General features: G+C 62.3%; 20 protein-coding genes and 1 tRNA gene. 12 read left to right on the top strand and 9 right to left on the bottom strand.

Translation table 11 applies throughout. The annotated features are described in order from the left end of the window. Positions 1–1,053: M20/M25/M40 family metallo-hydrolase (locus ACOZK4_RS20565; RefSeq protein WP_421593511.1), on the bottom strand; the 1,053-nt coding region annotated here is incomplete at its 3' end. Between the two features lie 140 nt (positions 1,054–1,193). Between ACOZK4_RS20565 and ACOZK4_RS20560 the strand changes: the two genes are divergently transcribed. Continuing rightward, a complete protein-coding gene (locus ACOZK4_RS20560) occupies positions 1,194–1,610 on the top strand; it encodes an Lrp/AsnC family transcriptional regulator (RefSeq protein ID WP_421593510.1) in 417 nt (138 codons plus the stop codon). Between the two features lie 21 nt (positions 1,611–1,631). Here ACOZK4_RS20560 and ACOZK4_RS20555 read toward each other — a convergent pair whose 3' ends face one another. After that, positions 1,632–3,248, bottom strand: a complete 1,617-nt coding sequence (locus ACOZK4_RS20555; RefSeq protein ID WP_421593509.1) for a hypothetical protein — start codon at positions 3,246–3,248, stop codon at positions 1,632–1,634. 181 nt (positions 3,249–3,429) lie between these two features. On the opposite strand from ACOZK4_RS20555, the gene ACOZK4_RS20550 reads away from it, so the two are divergent. The 9 genes from ACOZK4_RS20550 (at position 3,430) to ACOZK4_RS20510 (ending at position 12,524) form a co-directional block, all read left to right on the top strand. Further along, positions 3,430–4,536: an endonuclease/exonuclease/phosphatase family protein gene (locus tag ACOZK4_RS20550; RefSeq protein ID WP_421593508.1), complete on the top strand. Its 1,107-nt coding sequence runs from the start codon at positions 3,430–3,432 to the stop codon at positions 4,534–4,536. 82 nt (positions 4,537–4,618) lie between these two features. Next, a complete protein-coding gene (locus ACOZK4_RS20545; protein ID WP_421593507.1) occupies positions 4,619–5,536 on the top strand; it encodes a PhzF family phenazine biosynthesis protein in 918 nt (305 codons plus the stop codon). Positions 5,537–5,653: 117 nt separating this feature from the next. Beyond that, a tRNA-Lys gene (locus ACOZK4_RS20540) sits at positions 5,654–5,729 on the top strand. 387 nt (positions 5,730–6,116) lie between these two features. After that, positions 6,117–6,269: a hypothetical protein gene (locus ACOZK4_RS20535; RefSeq protein WP_421593506.1), complete on the top strand. Its 153-nt coding sequence runs from the start codon at positions 6,117–6,119 to the stop codon at positions 6,267–6,269. Positions 6,270–6,507: 238 nt separating this feature from the next. Beyond that, positions 6,508–7,065 (top strand): DUF924 family protein, encoded by a 558-nt coding sequence (locus tag ACOZK4_RS20530; protein ID WP_421593505.1) that lies wholly within the window; start codon positions 6,508–6,510, stop codon positions 7,063–7,065. Positions 7,066–7,177: 112 nt separating this feature from the next. After that, the gene (locus ACOZK4_RS20525; RefSeq protein WP_421593579.1) at positions 7,178–9,646 is read left to right on the top strand and encodes a mechanosensitive ion channel domain-containing protein; all 2,469 of its coding nucleotides are present in this window, start codon (positions 7,178–7,180) and stop codon (positions 9,644–9,646) included. A gap of 148 nt (positions 9,647–9,794) precedes the next feature. Continuing rightward, positions 9,795–10,043, top strand: a complete 249-nt coding sequence (locus ACOZK4_RS20520; protein WP_409530368.1) for a hypothetical protein — start codon at positions 9,795–9,797, stop codon at positions 10,041–10,043. Positions 10,044–10,230: 187 nt separating this feature from the next. Beyond that, positions 10,231–11,058, top strand: coding sequence for a response regulator (locus tag ACOZK4_RS20515; RefSeq protein ID WP_313527294.1), 828 nt, complete (start codon positions 10,231–10,233; stop codon positions 11,056–11,058). Positions 11,059–11,279: 221 nt separating this feature from the next. Continuing rightward, positions 11,280–12,524 (top strand): GGDEF domain-containing response regulator, encoded by a 1,245-nt coding sequence (locus ACOZK4_RS20510; protein ID WP_421593504.1) that lies wholly within the window; start codon positions 11,280–11,282, stop codon positions 12,522–12,524. A gap of 40 nt (positions 12,525–12,564) precedes the next feature. On the opposite strand, the gene ACOZK4_RS20505 is transcribed toward ACOZK4_RS20510, so the two are convergent. Further along, positions 12,565–13,572: a GlxA family transcriptional regulator gene (locus ACOZK4_RS20505; protein ID WP_117366400.1), complete on the bottom strand. Its 1,008-nt coding sequence runs from the start codon at positions 13,570–13,572 to the stop codon at positions 12,565–12,567. Between the two features lie 297 nt (positions 13,573–13,869). On the opposite strand from ACOZK4_RS20505, the gene ACOZK4_RS20500 reads away from it, so the two are divergent. Beyond that, positions 13,870–14,463, top strand: a complete 594-nt coding sequence (locus tag ACOZK4_RS20500; protein WP_421593503.1) for a GNAT family N-acetyltransferase — start codon at positions 13,870–13,872, stop codon at positions 14,461–14,463. Between the two features lie 94 nt (positions 14,464–14,557). On the opposite strand, the gene ACOZK4_RS20495 is transcribed toward ACOZK4_RS20500, so the two are convergent. Continuing rightward, positions 14,558–14,752, bottom strand: coding sequence for a hypothetical protein (locus ACOZK4_RS20495; RefSeq protein ID WP_421593502.1), 195 nt, complete (start codon positions 14,750–14,752; stop codon positions 14,558–14,560). 107 nt (positions 14,753–14,859) lie between these two features. Next, positions 14,860–15,078, bottom strand: coding sequence for a hypothetical protein (locus ACOZK4_RS20490; protein ID WP_421593501.1), 219 nt, complete (start codon positions 15,076–15,078; stop codon positions 14,860–14,862). Positions 15,079–15,194: 116 nt separating this feature from the next. On the opposite strand from ACOZK4_RS20490, the gene ACOZK4_RS20485 reads away from it, so the two are divergent. After that, on the top strand, positions 15,195–16,112 hold the full coding sequence (locus ACOZK4_RS20485; RefSeq protein WP_314084675.1) for a LysR family transcriptional regulator: 918 nt from the start codon (positions 15,195–15,197) through the stop codon (positions 16,110–16,112). Positions 16,113–16,145: 33 nt separating this feature from the next. On the opposite strand, the gene ACOZK4_RS20480 is transcribed toward ACOZK4_RS20485, so the two are convergent. The 4 genes from ACOZK4_RS20480 to ACOZK4_RS20465 all read right to left on the bottom strand — a co-directional run. Continuing rightward, positions 16,146–16,550, bottom strand: a complete 405-nt coding sequence (locus ACOZK4_RS20480; RefSeq protein WP_421593499.1) for a hypothetical protein — start codon at positions 16,548–16,550, stop codon at positions 16,146–16,148. A gap of 12 nt (positions 16,551–16,562) precedes the next feature. After that, complete coding sequence (locus ACOZK4_RS20475) at positions 16,563–16,871, bottom strand: hypothetical protein (RefSeq protein WP_421593498.1); 309 nt, start codon at positions 16,869–16,871, stop codon at positions 16,563–16,565. A gap of 175 nt (positions 16,872–17,046) precedes the next feature. Beyond that, positions 17,047–19,119, bottom strand: coding sequence for an ASKHA domain-containing protein (locus ACOZK4_RS20470; RefSeq protein ID WP_421593496.1), 2,073 nt, complete (start codon positions 19,117–19,119; stop codon positions 17,047–17,049). A gap of 33 nt (positions 19,120–19,152) precedes the next feature. After that, positions 19,153–19,402, bottom strand: a 250-nt coding sequence (locus tag ACOZK4_RS20465; RefSeq protein WP_421593494.1) for a hypothetical protein, incomplete at its 5' end; no start/stop codon positions are given.

The raw sequence follows: 19,402 nt of genomic DNA, 5'->3' as shown, positions 1-19,402 counted from the left end.
CGGCCGGCCGCGATAACGTGCCTGATGGGCATCCTGCGCTTCCAGCGCCGCGTTCAGCGCGCCGGTCACGACTGTGCGGAATTCGCCGAGAATATCGGCGGGGCTGCGGCGGTGGGTCAGCCAGTTGAAGGAGAGCCAGACGCGGTCCGGCGTCGTCACGTCGTAGCCATCCCTGATATCGCGGGCTTCCAGGCACACCGGCGGCGGGGACCGTTCGCCGAAGGCCTCGTCGCTGAGCTCCGGCACGGTATCCATGGCGCGCACGATTTCCGCGCTGATGCGATGGGCGCTGGTGCCGTTGAAGGGGTAGCCGGCATGGGTGGGGCGGCCGATGACGAAGGCGAAGGGCGCGAATTTGCCGATCGAGCCCAGATAGACCGCACGGCCTTCCTCGCCGTCGCGCTCGCAGCTCGATGCATCCAGATTGATGCCGCCGACAATATCGAGGTCGAAGCGGCGAGCGATCTCCAGCAGGGCATTGCGCAGGCTGCGCATGCCGCGCGAGCGGTTCTCCTCGTCCGGCGTTGCGACGAAGAGGATGTTACCGTCCGGTGCCTCCAGTCCGGCAAAACGCTCCAGTGCCGATATGCCGGCGGCAAGGCCGCTCTTCATATCGAGCAGGCCGCGCCCGGCGATGAAATCGCCGCTCTCGAAATCCTTGAGCGCCTTCGCCTCCGCACCGTTCAGCGGGCGGCTGCGCAATTCCTGGAGCAAGGCTTCCGTCAGCGGTTCCGGATCGCAGGCGAGCGGCGCCAGCGTGCCGTAATTGGCGATGGAGACGGTATCGAAATGGCCGGCCATCACCACCGTGCGCCGGCCGCGGCCGCGCACCAGCGCCACGACATTCTGCGTCATCGGTTCGCCATGGCTGTCCACGGTGAAGAGCTGGTCGGGATGGCGTTTGAAATAGGGCGTTTCGGCAAGATGCGCCCGCAACCGCTCGGAGAAAGCCGCTTCGTCCGGCGAACCGGTGACGCTTGGCCAGCGGGTCATCAGCAGCGAAAGATTTTTGGCGCGGGCGGCGGCGGTTTGGATGGCATTTTCGGTCGTCATGAAGGGCGCCTGTCGAAAGCGGTTGCATTGAGATGAACGCTATCCAAGGATGGCGGCAAGCGAAACGGCAATCTTTTGGAAAAATTGCACCTGATATTGCCGTTTCGTCACTCAAATCTGGCATTCTGGCAGCTGATATCATGGACACGACCGACCGCAAACTTCTCGCCCTCCTGCGCAAAGATGGCCGCGCCTCGCTTTCGGCGCTCGCCGCGGAGCTCAACGTTTCGCGCGGCACGGTGCAGAACCGTATAGACCGGCTGACGCGTGACGGTGTCATTTCCGGCTTCACCGTGCGGGTGACGGAGGCGGACGATCCCCATGCGGTTCGCGCCATCACGATGATCGAGATCACCGGCCAGAAGACGCTCGCCGCCGTCAAGGCGCTGCGCGGCATCCCGGAAGTGCGCGCCCTGCACACGACGAACGGCGCCTGGGACCTCGTCGCCGAGCTGCATGCGGAAAATCTCGTGGAGTTCGAGCGTGTGCTGCGCGGCATCCGAGCCATGGATGGCGTGTCAAAATCCGAAACCAGCCTGCTGCTGACCACTCTCTAGGACCGATAACTCCACGCGTCGCTACGGCATCACCACGTCGATTTCCTCGCCGGTCGAGGAATAGGTGACGCGCCCGCCTTTCCAGCCGTCCTGGCCTTCGAGGCGGATTTCCAGCGTCACCTTGCCATCGGGCGAGGGCACCATGAAACTGCCGTCCGGTGACATCAGCTGGCCGATGGAGAAGGTGTAGCGGCTGAGCGACATGTCCGAGCCGACCTTCAGCCGCGTGAAGGTGCGGGCGGTCAACTCGTTGAGTTTTTCCGCGGAGAAGAAGGCGAGGTCGTCCATGCGGAACAGCCGCTCGGGATGGAATTCCGCATCCCACGGCATCATCATGCTGGAGGCGGTGATCCCACGATCGTTGGCGTTGTATTCGCGCATCGTGCCGGGCGTATCCGGCACTTCGGCGAGAATGCGCATCGAATCGTTGGACACGCTGAGTTCGGCGAACCGGGCGTTCTTGCCGAATTGTTTGCTTACCACGGCAAAGACGTCGCGCGTCGTCGCGGCATCGAGCCAGTTGCGGTTGGGCTGGCGCGCATCGGGCAGGTCGGTCGCCCGCACGGTGCCGTCAGCCGTGAGATCCACCGTGCCGCTGTTGGTGAAGAGCGCTAGTTCGCCCGATTGTGTCCAGTCGGTGAAATGCACGGTCCAGCGCTGCTCCGGCTTGCCGGGACCGTCCGAAAAGAGCCGCAGCATCATGTAGTTCAGCGTCGATTTGTCGTTGCCCCAGGCCTTCTTCGCGGCATCACGAACCTTGCCCAATTTGGAAAGATCGATATCGGCAAGCGACAGCGCCGGCTCCCGTTCGGTGCCGGGGAACATCGGTGAGGCGATGGGCGAGCGCGTGACGCCCGAAATATCCCAGGAATAGCCGACCGTTGCCCCCTTGGTGGTGGGATGATCGGCCTTCACCTGCACGGATTTCGGATAGACCGTGAGATCGCGGATGACCGGTTTGCCGCCGATGACGCCGGTCAGGCTTTCGAGGGCTGCTTCCTTCGGCCAGTCGTCATCATTGATGAAATTCATGTTGCGGGCACGGGCGGTGTTGGACAGGTCGCCGCCGATGATCCTGCCGCCGGCATCCGCATAGACGGTCGCGCTTTCGCGCGGCGAGGTGACATAAATCGACCAGCGGATATCGCCATAGGAGGGCGCCGGAAGCAGGAAGACCCGCTTGGTGATCTCGATGGACTGCACGCTCGCTTCGCCTTCAAGCTTGGCATAGGCGACGGCGTTTCTGGCGACCGTATCCACCTTGTCCAGCGCCACCCTATCCAACGTGAAGAGGCCGCTTGCGAGATTGTCGACCATGGAGGGCGCAGGGCGCGCGGAGGGGCCGCTCACCACCTCGGCGCTGAAGAAGAGCAGCCGGGTGCCCTGCCGCACCCGCCATTCCTCCACATCGTTCGCACCCGCGCCCTGCACGAGCATGGTCACGTCCTTGTCGGTGATGCGCACCGTGTGCACCTGCGGAGCCTTGCCGAGCGATTCGGTGACGAGCCCTGCGGCGCGGGCGGCTTCGCCCGGCGCGGTGATGTAGCTCTCCGCAGCGTGGACAGGCAGGCCGGCAAGGACGAAGAGCGCCAGTGAGGCCATCAGGACCACGCGCCAAATGCTGGATACGATCCCCATGTGCAATTCCTCCGCCCGTCACCGGAATGCCCATCATCCGTAGAGGGGGACGGCGTGGCAAGCCGGTTTATTCCGCGGCGGCGCTTGCCGGGCAAAAGAGGCTTTCCATTGCCGGTCAGCCGGTTACACTCCGGCCGTTATCCCGCCTGCCGATCGCCCGGCTAGCTATCGAAAGTGCCTCATGTCGCTGCGCCTTGCCACCTTCAACATCGAAAACCTCATGACCCGCTTCGATTTCACGGGGTTCCGCAACCAGGTCCGGCAGGACCGCGTGCTGCGGCTCTTCGATATCCGCAACGAGGCGGAATATCAGCGGCTGGAAGAAGCGCGCACCGTCGCGCATACCGACGATACCCGCCAGCAGTCGGCGCTCGCCATCGCGGACGCCGATGCGGACATTCTCTGCCTGCAGGAGACCGATAACATGGCTGCCCTGCAGGCCTTCGAATACGGTTATCTCTTCCGCATGGTCGGCAACGGCTACAGGCAGAAATATCTGATCGAAGGCAATGACAGTCGCGGCATCGACGTGTCCGTGCTGATGCGCGAGGAGACGCGCGATGGCCAGAAGATCGAATGCGTCGATATCCGCAGCCATGCCGGCATCACCTATCGGGATTTCGATCTCTATGCGCCGGATCTCGGGCAGGGCGCTAAGCCGGATGACCGGATATTCAAGCGCGATTGCCTGGAAATGGATCTGCGCATCGGCGGGCGGCCACTGACGCTCTATGTGGTGCATTTCAAATCGATGGGGCCGGGCCGGGAAGGCCTGGACGGCCGCCAGTCCACCATGCCCGTACGCCGCGCCGAGGCGCGCGCCGTGCGCCGTATCATCGAGGATCGTTTCGGCAAGGGCCGGACGGCCGACAAGGCCTTCGCCATTTGTGGCGATATGAACGACTATCAGGAGAAGCTGGCGATCGAGGGCGACAAGCGCAGCGGCTATCGCTTCGTGCCGCAGCAGGAGGAGGCAAGCGCGCTGGATGTCTTCAGCGAAGACGGTTTTGCCGTGAACCCGATGCTGCGCCGGCCGGTGGACGACCGCTGGACGCTCTATCACAGCCGTGGGCCGGAGGAGCGTCACCTCTGCCAGCTCGACTATATCTGGCTGTCGCCGTCCCTTGCCGAGCGCAATGCCAAACGCATGCCGGAAATCATCCGCGCCGGCCAGCCCTTCCGGACCCTCTTCCCGCCGGGGCAGGAGGTGGAGCGCTATCCGCGCGTCGGCTGGGACCGGCCGAAGGCGTCCGACCATTGCCCCATCGTCATGGAGCTCGATTTATAGCGCGTATTTCTGCTTGCCCCCGGCGGAGTGCTCGGGCACCTTCGGCGTGGTCCTGCGGTAAAAACTGAATGCGGAGAGTGCCTTGTCCCGTCGCTATGCCATCTATGACGTCTTCACCGACACGCGGCTCGCCGGCAATCCGCTGGCCGTCGTTTTCGATGCCGATGGTCTCGAGGACGAGGCGATGCAGCGCATCGCCGGTGAATTCAACCTATCCGAAACGGTCTTCGTGAAGACGCCGGAAAACCCGGCCCATGCCGCGCGCCTGCGCATCTTCACGCCCGGCCGCGAACTGCCCTTCGCCGGCCATCCAACCGTCGGTGCGGCGATCGCCATTGCCGAGGCCGGCGAGAGCAATGGCGGCGGACCGCGTGATCTCGTGAGCGTTCTTGAGGAGAATGTCGGACCGGTGCGCTGTGCCGTGAAGGTCGGCGGCCCGAAGGCCGCCTTTGCCGAATTCGACGTGCCGCGTAAATCCGTGCGCCTCGACGCCAGCTTCGAACGCCAGGCGATCGCCGATGCCTTCAGCCTGAAACCCGGCCAGATCGGCTTCGAAAACCATGTGCCGTCACTGTGGAGCGCCGGCGTGGCCTTCGTGATGATCCCCGTGCACGACCTTGCGGCCGCCGCGACGGTGGATTTCGACCCGGCGCTCTGGGAGCGCTGCGCGCCCTTCGCCGAGGGACGCCTCGCTTCGGCCTATCTCTATTGCCGGGGCGGCGTGAACCATCTCGCCAAGTTCCATACCCGCATGTTCGCGCCCGATATGGGCATTGCCGAGGACCCGGCAACGGGGGCCGCCGTCGCCGCCCTGTCCGGCGCCATCCATTTCTTCGACAAGCTGGTGGACGGCCATCATCCGTTCCTGATCGAGCAAGGCGTCGAAATGGGTCGCCCTTCGCATATCCACCTGCATCTCGATGTCGCGGGCGGCGCGGTTGCCGGTGCGCGCATCGGCGGCGAGGCGATCCGCATCGCATCGGGAACGCTGGATTTGTGACGGTTATTTTGCGCTGCGGAAGAAATTTTTGCGCAGACGCATTTTTTTCAGGCTGCGGTATAGACAAGGTCTGCGAACGTCTTTATAGCCCCCGTCAGACCGCTGGAGCGGTCAAGTGGGTGATTAGCTCAGTTGGTAGAGCAGCTGACTCTTAATCAGCGGGTCCACGGTTCGAGCCCGTGATCACCCACCAAAACTTTCCTTATTCCGCTGATTAAACAAAGACTTCCCCTTCAGGGGCGCTTATCGTGCGCGCTGTGCAAAGCCATAGGCGCCGCCTTCCAGATACTCTTCAAAGCAGAAAATCACCTGCTGTGATCGTTGGCCTGCCGCCCATCTCCGGGCGGAAGTTGTTCATCCCATTGCCGTCGGTATCTTATTCGAAGAACGTTTGGCTTTGCCACAGCTTATCGCCGTGAACCAGTGCAACTCTCCAGCATGGCTATCAAAGTCTTGGTGTGCATTGAGATGGAGCTGTGTCCTGTGGGTGCGCGGAGCGTTGTCACGGCGGGCTCAAAATCGAGGATGCGATCGCGTGCGCCGGGAGAGAGACCAACATCGGTCGTGCTGCGGAAGACGAATGAGTCTTTACTGCAACGCCTGTCAGCCTATCCGCGCCATTCCCGCTGCAGGGTTTGTCATTTCCGCTGTCGCCGTTCCGTTTGTTGTTGCCGCCAAGGCTGACCAGCGCGTTGTTGACCTGTCCGCCGGACAGCGTGTTGAAATGGCTTGAGCCAATTAACAGGTCGACGTCGTGAGGCTGGAATCATGGGCCGTGCCATCACCGGCCAGCTTGTGGAGCACGGAGGAGGCGACCATCCTTCCTTCGGGATAATCGGCTTCGTTGGGGCTTGGCGTGGGCATGGTAGAAGGAGCGCTCATGAAAGGCGAAATGCTTTGCGAACACAGCCCCCTTGCTATGCCTGCTGGTACCCCATATTGCGCGGACAGAAGAGGCAGGAGATGACGCGATGAGTGACGGCAGGATCAGGACACCGCAGGAGGTGGTCGGTTATTGGTGCGAGGTGCTGACCGCGAAGGACTGGTTTCAGTCGACGCCGGAGCTGGATGCGCGCGTGCACGAGCAGTTCGCCGCGACCCATCTTGCGCTGTCGCGCGAGGTGACGCCAGAATGGCGGGCAAGCCCGGAGGCGCGTCTTGCCGCCTTGATCGTTCTCGATCAGTTGCCGCGCAACATGTACCGCGCCTCGCCGATGGCCTTTGCGACCGACTGGATTGCGTTGCGCGAGGCACGTCTGGCTGTGGAGGCGGGGGCCGACAAGGGCGTCGCCTACGACCGCCGGCATTTCTTCTATATGCCGTTCGAGCATTCGGAAGATCTGGCCGATCAGGATCTTTCGGTGAAGCTTTTCGAGGCGCATGGCGACGAGATGTATCTGGACTACGCGATCCGTCATCGCGAAGTCATCGCGCGATACGGTCGTTTCCCGCATCGCAACGCATTTGTCGGCCGCGTTTCGACGCCTGCAGAAGCTGCTTATCTCGCCGAACCGGGGGCGGGCTTCTAGCAAGGCGGAGCGGCCGGTTTAAAATGGCCGCAATCATGGCTAGAAGGGGGAACGGAATCGCCTGGTCGCGATGCGTCGCCTTTTTCTGTTCACCGAGGATGGCCTCTTGCCGATCTCCCGTCTCGTTTCCATCCTTCTTGCCGTTCTTCTCCTCGCGGCATCGCCCGTTGCGGCCCAGACGGCGGCCGCACCCGCCACCGACGCGACGCAGCTCGAACAGGCCAGTGCCGACCTCGACAAGGCCGGCGCGCAGCTGAACAGCATTCGCGAGCGGGTCGACAAGGCGCAGGAAGATGACGCCAGGCTCGTCGCGCTGAAAGTGGAGGCCGAGGCGCTGAACCGGGCGATCCTTGCGACCTCGGTCGCGACGCGCCCGCGTCTCGAAGCGATCAAGGCCCGTCAGGTGGAGCTTGGCGATCCGCCGGCCGAAGGGGCGCCGCCCGAAGCCGATGTCGTCAAGGAGGAGCGCAAGAAGCTCGCCGCCGAGCGCAACGAGATCAACGCGCTGACCGGCGAGGCGGAAAACCTCTCCATCGAGGCGACGAAGCTTTCCAACCGCATCACGGAAATCCGCCGACAGCTGTTCACCGATGCGATCCTGAAGCGCACCGACATCAACACGGAGCTCTTCGCCGAGGCCTCCGGCGCGGTCATGGACGAGACGGCGACGCTTGGCCGGACCGTAACGGCCTGGCTGCAATTCGTCTGGAAGTTCAAACGGATGCAGCTTTTCGGCGCTGTCGCGCTGTCGCTGATGGCAGCCCTCGTTCTGCTGTCCGGCAGCTATCGGCTGTTTTCGCCCTATATCACCCGGGCCGCGCAGCAGGAGAAGCCGCACTATATCACGCGCCTGTCCGTCGCCTTTTGGTCGACCATCCTGCCCACCATGGCGGCGAGTGCCTTTGCCGGCGCGAGCTATTTCTTCCTGGATACGTTCAATGTCCTGCGGTCGGACATCGCGCCGCTGGTGGCCATTGCGCTGGGCGTGACGGTTGCCATCTATTTCGTCGCGCAGCTCGCCAATGCCGTCCTGTCGCCCGCCGACGGGCACTGGCGCCTGATGCGGGTCTCCGATCGCGGCGCGCAGCTGCTGTGGCTTTCGATCTTCAGCATGGCGATCGTCAACGGTGCCGACTATTTTCTCGGCGCGATCAGCGAAGTGCTCGGCTCTCCCGTCGTTCTGACCGTCGTCAAGAGCTTCTTCGCCTCGCTCATCATCGGCGTGCTTCTGGTCGTCACCGCCTTCATCCGGCCCGTGCTGCATCAGGGCGAAGCACCGAATGCGGCGGGCCGCCCGTGGCCGCGCTCGATCTTCGTGCTGCTCATCCTGACGGGCCTCGGCCTGATCTTCTCGTCGCTGCTCGGCTATGTCGGCATGGCCCGGTTCGTCGCGACGCAGATCGTGGTGACCGGCGCGATCGTCGTGACAGCCTATATCGGCTTCCTGTCCGGGCGCGCGGTTTCCGCGCCCGACGCCTTCGGCGCGACGACCGTCGGCAAGCGGCTGGAAGAGCGCTTCGGTCTCGGTCCGGTGGCGCTCGATCAGATCGGTCTTGCCGCGGGTCTCGCGATCTATCTGCTGATCTTCGTCTGCTTCGTGCCGCTGGTGCTCCTGCAATGGGGTTTTCAGGTGGCCGATATCGAATCCTGGGCCTACCGGATTTTCACGGAAATCCGCATCGGCAGCATCACGATCTCGCTGGTCGGCATCCTCGCTGGCATCATTCTCTTCGCACTGGGTTTCATCGTCACGCGCTGGTTCCAGAAGTGGATCGACGGCAATGTACTGGCGCGCAGCCAGGTCGATGCGGGCGTGCGCAATTCCGTGCGCACCGCCGTCGGCTACGCCGGTGTCGCCATTGCCGGCCTCGTAGGCATATCGGCGGCGGGCATCAATCTCTCCAGCCTCGCGCTCGTCGCCGGTGCACTCTCCCTCGGTATCGGTTTTGGTCTGCAGAACATCGTCTCGAATTTCGTCTCCGGCCTGATCCTGCTTGCCGAGCGCCCTTTCAAGGTGGGCGACTGGGTGGTGGCCGGCACGACGGAGGGCTTCGTGCGCCGCATCTCGGTGCGCGCCACCGAGATCGAGACCTTCCAGCGCCAAACGGTCATCGTGCCGAATTCCGTACTCATCAACGGTCAGGTCGGCAACTGGACGCACCGCAACAAGCTCGGCCGCGTGGAAGTCGCGCTCAGCGTTCACGCCGGCAATGATCCACGCCGCATTCAGGAAGTATTGTTGGAGGTCGTCCGGGCGCAGCAGGGTCTTCTGCGCAATCCGGAACCCGTGATCGTCTTCCAGGCGTTTTCCTCCGCCACGCTGGATTTCGAGGTGAGGGGATATCTGGCCGATATCCTGAACGGCACGGCCGTGAAGTCGGAGCTTCGAACCGCCATCCTCGAGCGCTTCCGTGCAGAAGAGATCCCCCTCAGCGGCCCGGCTGCGCCGGAAGTGCCGATCAAGATTTCACCGGAGGGAGCCGAGATCATCAGTTCTCTGCTTGAGCAGGCGACGGAAAGGCTTGCCAAACCGGCTGCGCCCCGGCGCCGTCCAAAGACCGAGAACGAACCGGAAGCCTGATTTCCGGCACATGAATGCCGCATTCACGCTGCATTCAGCCGCCCCCGCATAAAACGTGATGCAAATCCGCTGGAGGAACGATAGTGTTTCTCCCGGGCTTGTGAACAGGGGCGGCGCGCGGCGCCGGGCTAAAATGAAGCGAATGATCATGATGCTGCTCGTGTCGGCTGCGATGACCGCTCCGGCCATGGCTGCTACCGTCACCAACAAGGACGCCGACACGCAGGTTCTGGTCGTCGTGGAGGGTGGCAACCGCGCCGAGATCGCGCTGGAGCCCGGTTCCACGGAAACGATCTGCCCGTCGGGCTGTTTCGTCACCCTGCCGAACGGTGACCGCATCGCCTTGAACGGCGGCGAGGATGTCGAAATCCAGGGCGGCTCGGCCTCGGTCAAGTAAACACCGGACGATGGTTTTTCGAGAACGGCGCCGAAGAAGTTCCGCGCCGTTTTCCTTTGGGCGCAGAACAAACGGAGCGGGGAAAGGAACGCCGCTACGCTTTTTCATGCTCTCTAAATTTAACGCTTTCGCAAAGGGTTGCGGTTACCTCTAGGCTCGGGGAAAATTCAGATCACGAAGGCATATCATGGCGTTTATCGGCATTTCCGGGATGCAGTATTCCGGCGCGTCTCTGTCGCATCATCGTATTCTTGTTGCGGAGGATTCGAATGTCTTCACCTCCATGATCTCGAAGCGGCTGAAAGAGCTTTTTGATCTGAATGTCGAGATTTGCCGCAGCTTCGAAGAACTCGAGCTCGCTTATGACAAGTCAACCGACAAAATCACGCTGGCGATCTCCAACATCAATCTTCCGGGGGCGGAGAAGGGCGAGGCGCTGAATTACCTTGTCGACCTCAGCATTCCGACGATCGTCTTCACGGGTACCTTCCAGCAGACGACGCGCGATCAGCTGCTGTCCAAGGAAATCGTCGATTATATCCTGAAGGACAATGTCTTCGCGGTCGATATGCTGGCGGAGTCGGTCTGCCGCTTCCTGACCAATCACCAGCATCATGTGCTGATCGTCGATGACAGCGCCACCGCCCGCGCTCTGCTCTCGACGCGCCTGAAGCGCTACAATTTCCGCGTCAGCGTCGCGGAGAACGGTTCGACGGCGCTCGCGCTGCTCAAGGCCAATCCCGACATCGCGCTGATGATCACTGACTACAACATGCCCGATATCGACGGCTTCGAACTGACGCGGCGCATTCGCGGCACGGTCGGTTCGCACCAGCTGCGCATCATCGGCGTGTCCTCATCGACGGATCGCCTGCTCTCCGCCCGCTTCCTGAAGGCCGGCGGCAACGACTTCATCATGCGGCCCTTCATCGATGAGGAATTCTACTGCCGCGTGAATCAGAACCTCGATACGCTGACCCAGATCAGAACGGCGCAGCAGCGTCAGAAAGCCTGAAAATCAGATAGGCCGAGACTCCACCCAGATCTGTCCCTTACGTAGCGTGAGATATTTCTCGCGGGATTAACCACTTGGTAAAACCGGTGGTTTGTAATGCGTGCCGACGGGAACAATAAGATCAGGATAGTGGACGGGTGGACGTGGATTCAACTCCGCAGCGAGGACCAGCATTTCTGCGCCATTCCGGCCAGCATGTGCTGCTCGTGGAAGATTCCCGCATGTTTTCCACGGCGCTCAAATATCGCCTGGAGAAAGAACTCGGCCTTCAGGTTACGCATTGCCCCAGCATGGCGGCGGTGCGCACCATCTTCCAGACCGAGGCGCCGGAATTCGCGCTCGCCGTTCTCGACCTCAACCTTCCCGATGCGCCCAATTGCGAGGCGCTCGACTATGTGATCTCCAAGGGCATCGCGCCCCTGGTCTTTACCGGCTCGTTCAGCGATGCGACGCGCGACCAGATCCTTGCCAAGAACGTGCTGGATTATGTCGTGAAGGACAGCCCGGCCGCGATGCAGCAATTGGTGCTGGCGGTGGATCGTATCCTGACCAGCGGCAAGACGCGTGTGCTCGTCGTCGATTCGGATCCGGACAGTCTTCAGAAGCATGTCGGCCTGATTGCCAAGCAGCGTTTCCAGATCACCGCCGTGGAGAGCGGGGCTGCGGCCCTTGACGCCCTTGATGCCAACAGCGGCATCGACATGGTGGTCTGCGATCTCGACCTAGCCGATATGGACGGCTTCGCGCTGCTGGAGGAAATCCGAAAGCGCCATGGCGACGATACCGTTCGGGTTGTCGGCCTCTCCACCGCGACGGATCGTATGGTCGCGGCTCGCTTCCTGCGCGCCGGCGGTGACGAATACATCCAGAAACCCTTCCTGGAGGAAGAGTTCAACAGCCGCATCTTCCATGTCGCTGCGATCCAGAAGCGCGTTCAGTCGCTGCATCGCATCGCCGCGCGGGACTATCTCACGGATATCTACAACAGGCGCTATTTCTTCGAGGCCGGCCCGCGGCTGGTCGATCAGGCGGTGCGACGTGGCGAACCGATGTCGATTGCTATTCTCGACATCGACCATTTCAAGCGCCTCAACGACACCTATGGCCATGAGGTCGGTGACGTCGTGCTGAAGGCGGTTGCGCGGCGTCTCAAGCACCGGCTCAACGACCGGCATCTTCTGGCGCGGCTTGGCGGCGAGGAGTTCGGCATCATCTTCCACGGTCTGTCGCTGGAAGCGGCGCTTGATTGCTGCGAGCATTTGCGCAGGGAGCTCGCAGCCCAGCCGATCATCGCCGATGGCGAGGCATTGACCATCACGGTCTCGGCGGGCCTTGCCGTCATCGCCGAGCGGGAAACTTTCGACAACTACCTGAATGCCGCCGACCAGTTCCTCTATATGGCCAAACATGCGGGACGGAACCGGGTGTTCTCCGAACTGTCGCTGATGAACGCGCTGGCAAGCTGATCCCCGCCGAAGGGGCGAGGATGCTGCATGTCATCAAAATTTAGCGGGCGATGGCCGAGAGCGTCAGCTTGCGTTCAGCGCGCTCCTGCTGGGGCGAGCGGTTGTAGAGTTCGCGGTAGCACTTGGAGAAGTGCGAGGCGGAGACGAAACCGCAGGCGACTGCCACTTCCACCACCGGCATGGAGGATTGGACGAGCAGGTGGCGCGCCCGGTCGAGCCGGATTTCGAGATAGTAGCGGGCGGGCGAACGGCCCATTTCCTGGCGGAACAGGCGCTCGATCTGGCGGCGCGAGAGATCGGCGCTGTCGGCGATCTCCAGAAGCGACAGCGGCTCGGATAGATTGCCTTCCATCAGCTCGATGATCGACAGCACCTTGGCGTTCTGCACGCCGAGGCGCGCGCGCAGCGGCAAGCGCTGGCGGTCGTGCGGGCCGCGCACGCGGTCGGTCAGGGCCTGTTCGCAGACGCGGTTGACGAGGTTTTCGCCAAAATCCTGATCGATCAGGTTCAGCATCATGTCGAGCGAGGCAGTACCGCCGGCACAGGTATAGATGTTGCTGTCGATTTCGTAGAGGTCGGCATAGACGTCGGCCTGCGGATAGGCCTCGGCAAAGCCGGGCAGGTTCTCCCAGTGGATGGCGCAACGCTTGCCTGAGAGCAGGCCCGCCTGGGCCAGAACATGGGCGCCGGTACAGAGCGAGCCGACCGCGATGCCGCGGTTATAGACTTCGCGCAGCCAGGCATTGACCGACTTGTTCGAGAAATCCTCGACATAGATGCCCGAACAGACGAGCACCATGGAGGGGCGATTTTCGCCGCCGAGATATTTGCGCTCGTCGGCAAGCGAGGAATTCACCTCGATACCGATGCCGCTGGAGGACAGCACCTGCTGGCCGTCCGTGGAGGCGAGGCGCCAGGTATAGGCTTCGTAGCCGAGCATGCGGTTGGCGATACGCAGCGTCTCGATGGCCGCCGAGAAGGGCAGCATGGAGAAGTTGGGCACGAGGAAGAAAACGAGAGAGCGCTTCTTGACGTTTTGCTTGTTCATCACGGTGTCCATGCTGGAGGCCTGAATGTCGCAATGGTCGCAGGGAGAACAGTCGCAGCGCTAGTATTTTTGCGACACGAAAGAGGATGGTTACGACCGATGGGGGCTGCGTATCGCTGATATGTCAGTATCTCCGAGCGAAAATAAGGCGATTGTGCAATGCAGCACATTTGCGACCTCGCTTCAGGCATCGTCGGATTGCGACAGCGCATGCGGCGTGCAACGCGCGGATGTTCCCGTTTGACAAGAAGCGTCTCGACCGCCAGATACGGAGCGGAATTTCGAAGGATGATCGCAATGCTGCCAGATGGATATTCGGATGTGCCGACGGGCAAGCTCGCTGCCGTGGTGACCTGCCTTGAAATGCCGGCGCCGCCGGCCGTTCGCGCGGATCCCGAACAGCCGGGCATAACTCTCGAGCGCATGGAGAAGGTCGATCTCGCCTGGTATCGCGATCTCTACCGGCGCATCGGCACCGAATGGCTGTGGGCCTCGCGTCTCGCCATGCCGGAAAGCGACCTCGCCGCCATTGTCCATCACCCCGATGTCGAGGTCTATGCCGTCATGAAGGATGGGCGCGGAGAGGGGCTCATGGAGCTCGATTTCCGTGAGGACGGTGTGGGCGAACTCGCCTTCTTCGGCCTGACGGCTGCCGTCATCGGCAAGGGAACGGGGCGCTGGCTGATGAACCGGGCGATTGCGCGTGCCTGGTCGCGACAGGGGCTCACGCGATTCTGGGTGCATACCTGCACGCTCGATTCACCCCAGGCGCTGGATTTCTACATCCGCTCGGGCTTTGCGCCGGTGCGGCGCCAGATCGAGGTCTTCGACGATCCGCGGTTGACGGGCATCCTGCCGGACACGGTCGCGCCTGAGATCCCGATGATCTAAGCCTAAAAGAAAACCGCCGGAGAGACTTTTGAAAGTCATGTCCGGCGGTTTGTGGCATCGTGGTCGTTCGGCATGTCGCCGTTACAGTCGTCCGTCATCGCGTGGTCTTGTTCGACGAACGGAAACCGATGTCCTTGCGCAGGTCGAAGGGCATGCTTTCCAGTTCGCGTTCCACACGATAGCGCTGCCAGGCGGAAACGATCCGTTCGAAAAGTTCACGGACGAGATGAGACAGGGTGCCGGCGCCGGCAGCACGCCGAACCGGGCGGTGATCCAATGCTATTGCCATTTTCAGGGTTCCTTTCGAGCTTGGGAGGTTTCGAAAGGTCGCGACCTTGATCGTCACTATGCCGCGGCCTCACACATCAATCAAACGAATATATTTGATTGGATCGATCAGCGTTCTTCATGTTTGATAAGCGTGGGCCAGCCGATATCCTGCTTGAGATAGTCGGGCAGGTGGGCCAGTTCTTCGGCGGTGTGATGCACGATGGCGCGCCGGCGGCGGGCCTCGAGCGCGTCGCCAACGAAGCGCCGTATTGCATAGTAGAATCCGTTTCCACGGGCGAGAACGGCAAGATCGGCGCCGCCAGCATGGGATTTCTGCGTTTTCATGGCGTTTTTCCTTCCATTCGTGTGCTTGCAGATTGACTATCCGCCCATCCTGTATTTCAATCAAACGAAATGAAGTGACAGTTTGCTTCAGAATTTCTGATCCATGGAGACCCGTCATGAATCTTCTCATGCGCCAGACGCTCCCGCTTTTGGAACTCGATATCCTCAAGACCTTCGTGGCGATCGCCGAGACAGGCAACTTCACCACGGCCGCCGAGACGGTGCACCGCACGCCTTCCGCCGTCTCCATGCAGATCAAGAAGCTGGAGGAATTGCTCGGCTGCTCGCTCTTCCGCCGTGATGCGCGCTCAGTTGTGCTGACCCATCACGGCGAGGTTCTGCTGTCCTATGCGCGGCGTCTCATCGCGCTCAGCAACGAGGCGGTTTCGCGCTTCATGATGCCGGAGATGAACGGCGTCGTGCGGCTCGGTGCGCCCGATGACGTGGGCGAGCTGATCCTGCCGGAGGTGCTGAAACGCTTTGCCGAGAGCTATCCGTCCATTGCCGTGAATGTGTCGATCGAAAACAGCGCCAATCTGCGCCGTGCCGTCGCCGAGCGGCGGCTTGATCTCGCGATCTTCAATGCGACCGACGGCACGATCCCGGTTCCCGGTGAAATCCTGCTCAAGGAACAGCTCGTCTGGGCGGGCAAGAACTGTGGCAATGCGCATCTGAAGACGCCGCTGCCCGTCTCGGTCTGGGAGGAGGGCTGCATCTGGCGCGCCAAGGCGCTGGAGGAGCTGAGCCGTTCAGGCCGCGATTTCCGCGTCGCCTATTTCTGTGCCCACCACATGGGCCAGCGCGCCGCCATTCGCGCCGATCTTGCCGTCGCCCCGCTCGCCCGTTTCCTCATCGGCGACGATATGGTGGCGCTGGGTGAAAAGGACGGTCTGCCGGACCTCGGGCATTACCATATCGGTCTCGTCGTCAATGAGGAGGCGGAAGCGCCGGCGCAGGCCGTCGCGGACTATATCCGCACCGTCTTCGCCCGCATGGAGCGCCGGCCGATGGACATGCTGCAGGTGGCCTGCTGATCTCGGGTAGCCGGGCGGAAGCCCGGCTTTCCGTTATTCGTAGGTATAGGACGCGCACATCTCGTCGCTGCTCTCAGGCGCGTCCTCCGTTGAGAAGACGGCGACGATCGTATCCGTGCCGTTGCTGGCCGACCACGATGCCACGTAGGTGACGGGCGCGCCGCACAGCGTGTTGCCGTTGAGGAGAACCGGATCCTTCGGGTCCGCCACGCTATAGACCGACGCCGGCACCGACTTGCCATCCACGACGAATGTATCGCCGATGAGATCGTCGAATTCGATCTTCTTGCCGTTTTCGAAGGTGATGCCGAAATCGTCGAATTCGATATCGCCGGTAATCGACATCGCGGTGTTGCTGATGGCGGCGTAGCTATCGGCAAGGGCAGGCGAGGCCAGGCCAAACGACAGGGCGAGGGCGATAAGACGCGTGCGGTTCATGGCGGATGATCCTTAATAGCGGCGGCAGCTCATCGTACGGTTGCTCTCCGAAGAGGAGAAGTCGAGCGTATCCGATGTGATTTCCGAAAGCGTGATATAGACGTCATCCGACAGGAACAGCGAGTATGAACCATCAGAGCCTTCCTGGACCTCCTGCACATCATAGCTGTCGTCGCCGATGCTATAGACCGTCGAGGTGAAGACGAAGGGCGCGCCGTCGCATTCCCATTCGCCGGTAAAGGGATAGTCCTCCTGCGCGCGTACCGTCGTGACGGTGGCAAGAAGGAAGAGGCTGGCGGCGGCAAGGCGGGCGAGCGGCATGGAGCGGCTTTCGTGCGCTGGAGGGATGGCGAGGGATCACGCGATCGATCGTGTTATCGACGGGCGACACCCTCGGCCTATTCGCGCACATTGCCGATAAACCGCCGGAAACAAAACGGATTTTGTTGGTGTGGTTTATGGACATGGTAACCGCGGCCGGTGGCCGCGGATTGCACTATTCGCGGCTGCGGCGCCTGCGGCGCCCGCCGCCTTCGCCGCCGCCATCGTCGGCCAGCACCTTGCGCTCCGGCAGGGCGACGACCTTGGCGAGTTCGGGGAAGGGATCGACCTTGTTCGGCATCGCCATGGCATTGACGAAGAGCTGCTGGAAGTTGGGTTCCAGCGCGGTCTCGATCTTCTCAATATGGGCGACGGTCCGCTCGATCTCGCGGCGGTGATCGCGGTTGAGCAGCGCCATCAGCGCGCCGGTGCCGGCGGCATTGCCGACCGCCTTCACCTCATCGAGGTTGCAGTCCGGGATGAGGCCGAGCACCATGGCGTATTTCGGATCGATGAAGGAGCCGAAAGCGCCGGCAAAGCGGATCGTATCGACATGGCCGACGCCCTGCTTTTCCATGAGGAGCTTGATGCCGGCATAGAGCGCCGACTTGGCGAGCTGGATGGCGCGGATGTCATTCTGCGTCACCGTGATGCGCTGTTCGCCGTCATGCAGCAGATAGGAGAAGGTGCGGCCGTTCTGCAGGATGCGCGGGCTTTTCTCCGCCATCGCGCCATCGACCACGCCGTCCTCGGAAATGACGCCGGCAAGATACATTTCCGCGACGACCTCGATGATTGCCGAGCCGCAGATACCGGTAACGCCGACGCTGGCCGCCTGTTCGGCAAAGCCCTCCTCATCAGACCATTTCTCGACGCCGATGACGCGGAATTTCGGCTCCAGCGTGACAGGGTCGATGCGCACGCGCTCGATGGCGCCTGGCGCGGCGCGCTGGCCGGAGGAGATTTCGGCGCCTTCGAAGGCGGGACCGGTCGGCGAGGATGCGGCGACGACGCGCTGACGATTGCCGAGCACGATTTCGGCATTGGTACCGACGTCGACGAGCAGCATCATGCGATCCTGCCGGTAAGGGCCCTCTGCAAGCGTCGCGCCCGCTGCATCCGCGCCGACATGGCCGGCGATGCAGGGGAGCGTATAGAGCCGTGCGCCGCGGTTCACCTCGATGTCGAGCTCATGCGCCCAGTACTGCAAGGCGCCGGAGACGGCGAGCGCGAAGGGTGCCTGGCCGAGTTCCGTCGGGTCGATGCCGAGGAAGAGGTGGTGCATGATCGGGTTGGCCACGAACACCATGTCGAGAATGTCGTGCCGGTCGACTTCGCCTTCGGCGCAGACCTTGCCGATCAGGCCGTTGACGGCCTCGCGCACCGCTTTGGTCATGGCTTCCCGGCCGTCCGGGTTCATCATGACATAGGAGACGCGGCTCATCAGGTCTTCGCCGAAGCGGATCTGCGGGTTGGACGTGCCGGAGGAGCCGACGATTCGGCCCGACAACAGCGAGACGAGATGCATGGCGATGGTCGTCGAGCCGATATCGCAGGCGATGCCATAGGCCTCATTCTTGAGGCCCGGCCACAGGCCGACGATGAAGGGGCGCGAACTGTCCATATCGCGGTGGATTGCGGCGGTGACGCCCCAGTTGCCTTTGCGCAGAATCGACTGGACCTGCGGGATGAGATGCGGCGCGACCAGCAGGTCCTTCCAGCCCCAGTCCTTTTCCAGCATCACCTTGAGGCGGTCGAGATCGCCGAGCGGCTTGTGCATATCGGGCTCATCCACCTCGACATAGCAGAGCTGGACGGCGGCGTTGCGCTCGATGACGCGGTCGGTCGCGGCCTTGCGCACGACCTGCGCATTGACCACGGTATCCTGCGGCACGTCGATGACGAGGTCGCCCTGGATGAGCGCCGAGCAGGACAGGCGGCGGTTTTCCGGCAGGCCACGCACCTTGTCGTAGCGCTCTTCCTTCGGGCCGCGGGCCGAGATGTGGTCGTTGGAGGAGACGATCTTGTGCTTGGCGAAATTGCCTTCCTGCACCTCGATCTGACAGCGCCCGCAGGTCGCGCGACCGCCGCAGACGCTCTCGACATAGACGCCGAGTTTGCGCGCGGCTTCCAGCACGGGCGTGCCGACCGGGAAACGGCCGCGCTTGCCCGAGGGCATGAAGAGGACCAGCGGTTCCTTTGCCGAAGCTTCCGTCATATTGGTCTCGCTCTCACCTTCAATGCGCATCGGATCGTTCTTTCCACTGGCGGCAGGGCCGCCTTACGTCTTCTTCTTGGCAAGGCGGCGCGCATTGCTGCGCACGCGTTTGCCGTAAGGTTTCAGTGCGGCCGTGGACACGGCCCGCACCGTCGTCTCCGGCGAAGCCGCCGTCATCACGGCCTTCGCCAAAGCAAAATTGGCCGCCACGACGCTTTCCGTCGCAGCAGCCATCTTTTCGGTGACCATGCGGGTCATCTCGGTCGTGTTCTGCGTCGAGCCCGTCAGCGCCGCGAACCCCATCTCCTGACAG

The organism is Shinella sp. M27, assembly GCF_049199905.1.
Classification (GTDB): Bacteria; Pseudomonadota; Alphaproteobacteria; order Rhizobiales; family Rhizobiaceae; genus Shinella.
Note: the sequence above shows the minus strand (reverse complement) of the source record. Positions and strands in the feature narration are given on the sequence as shown.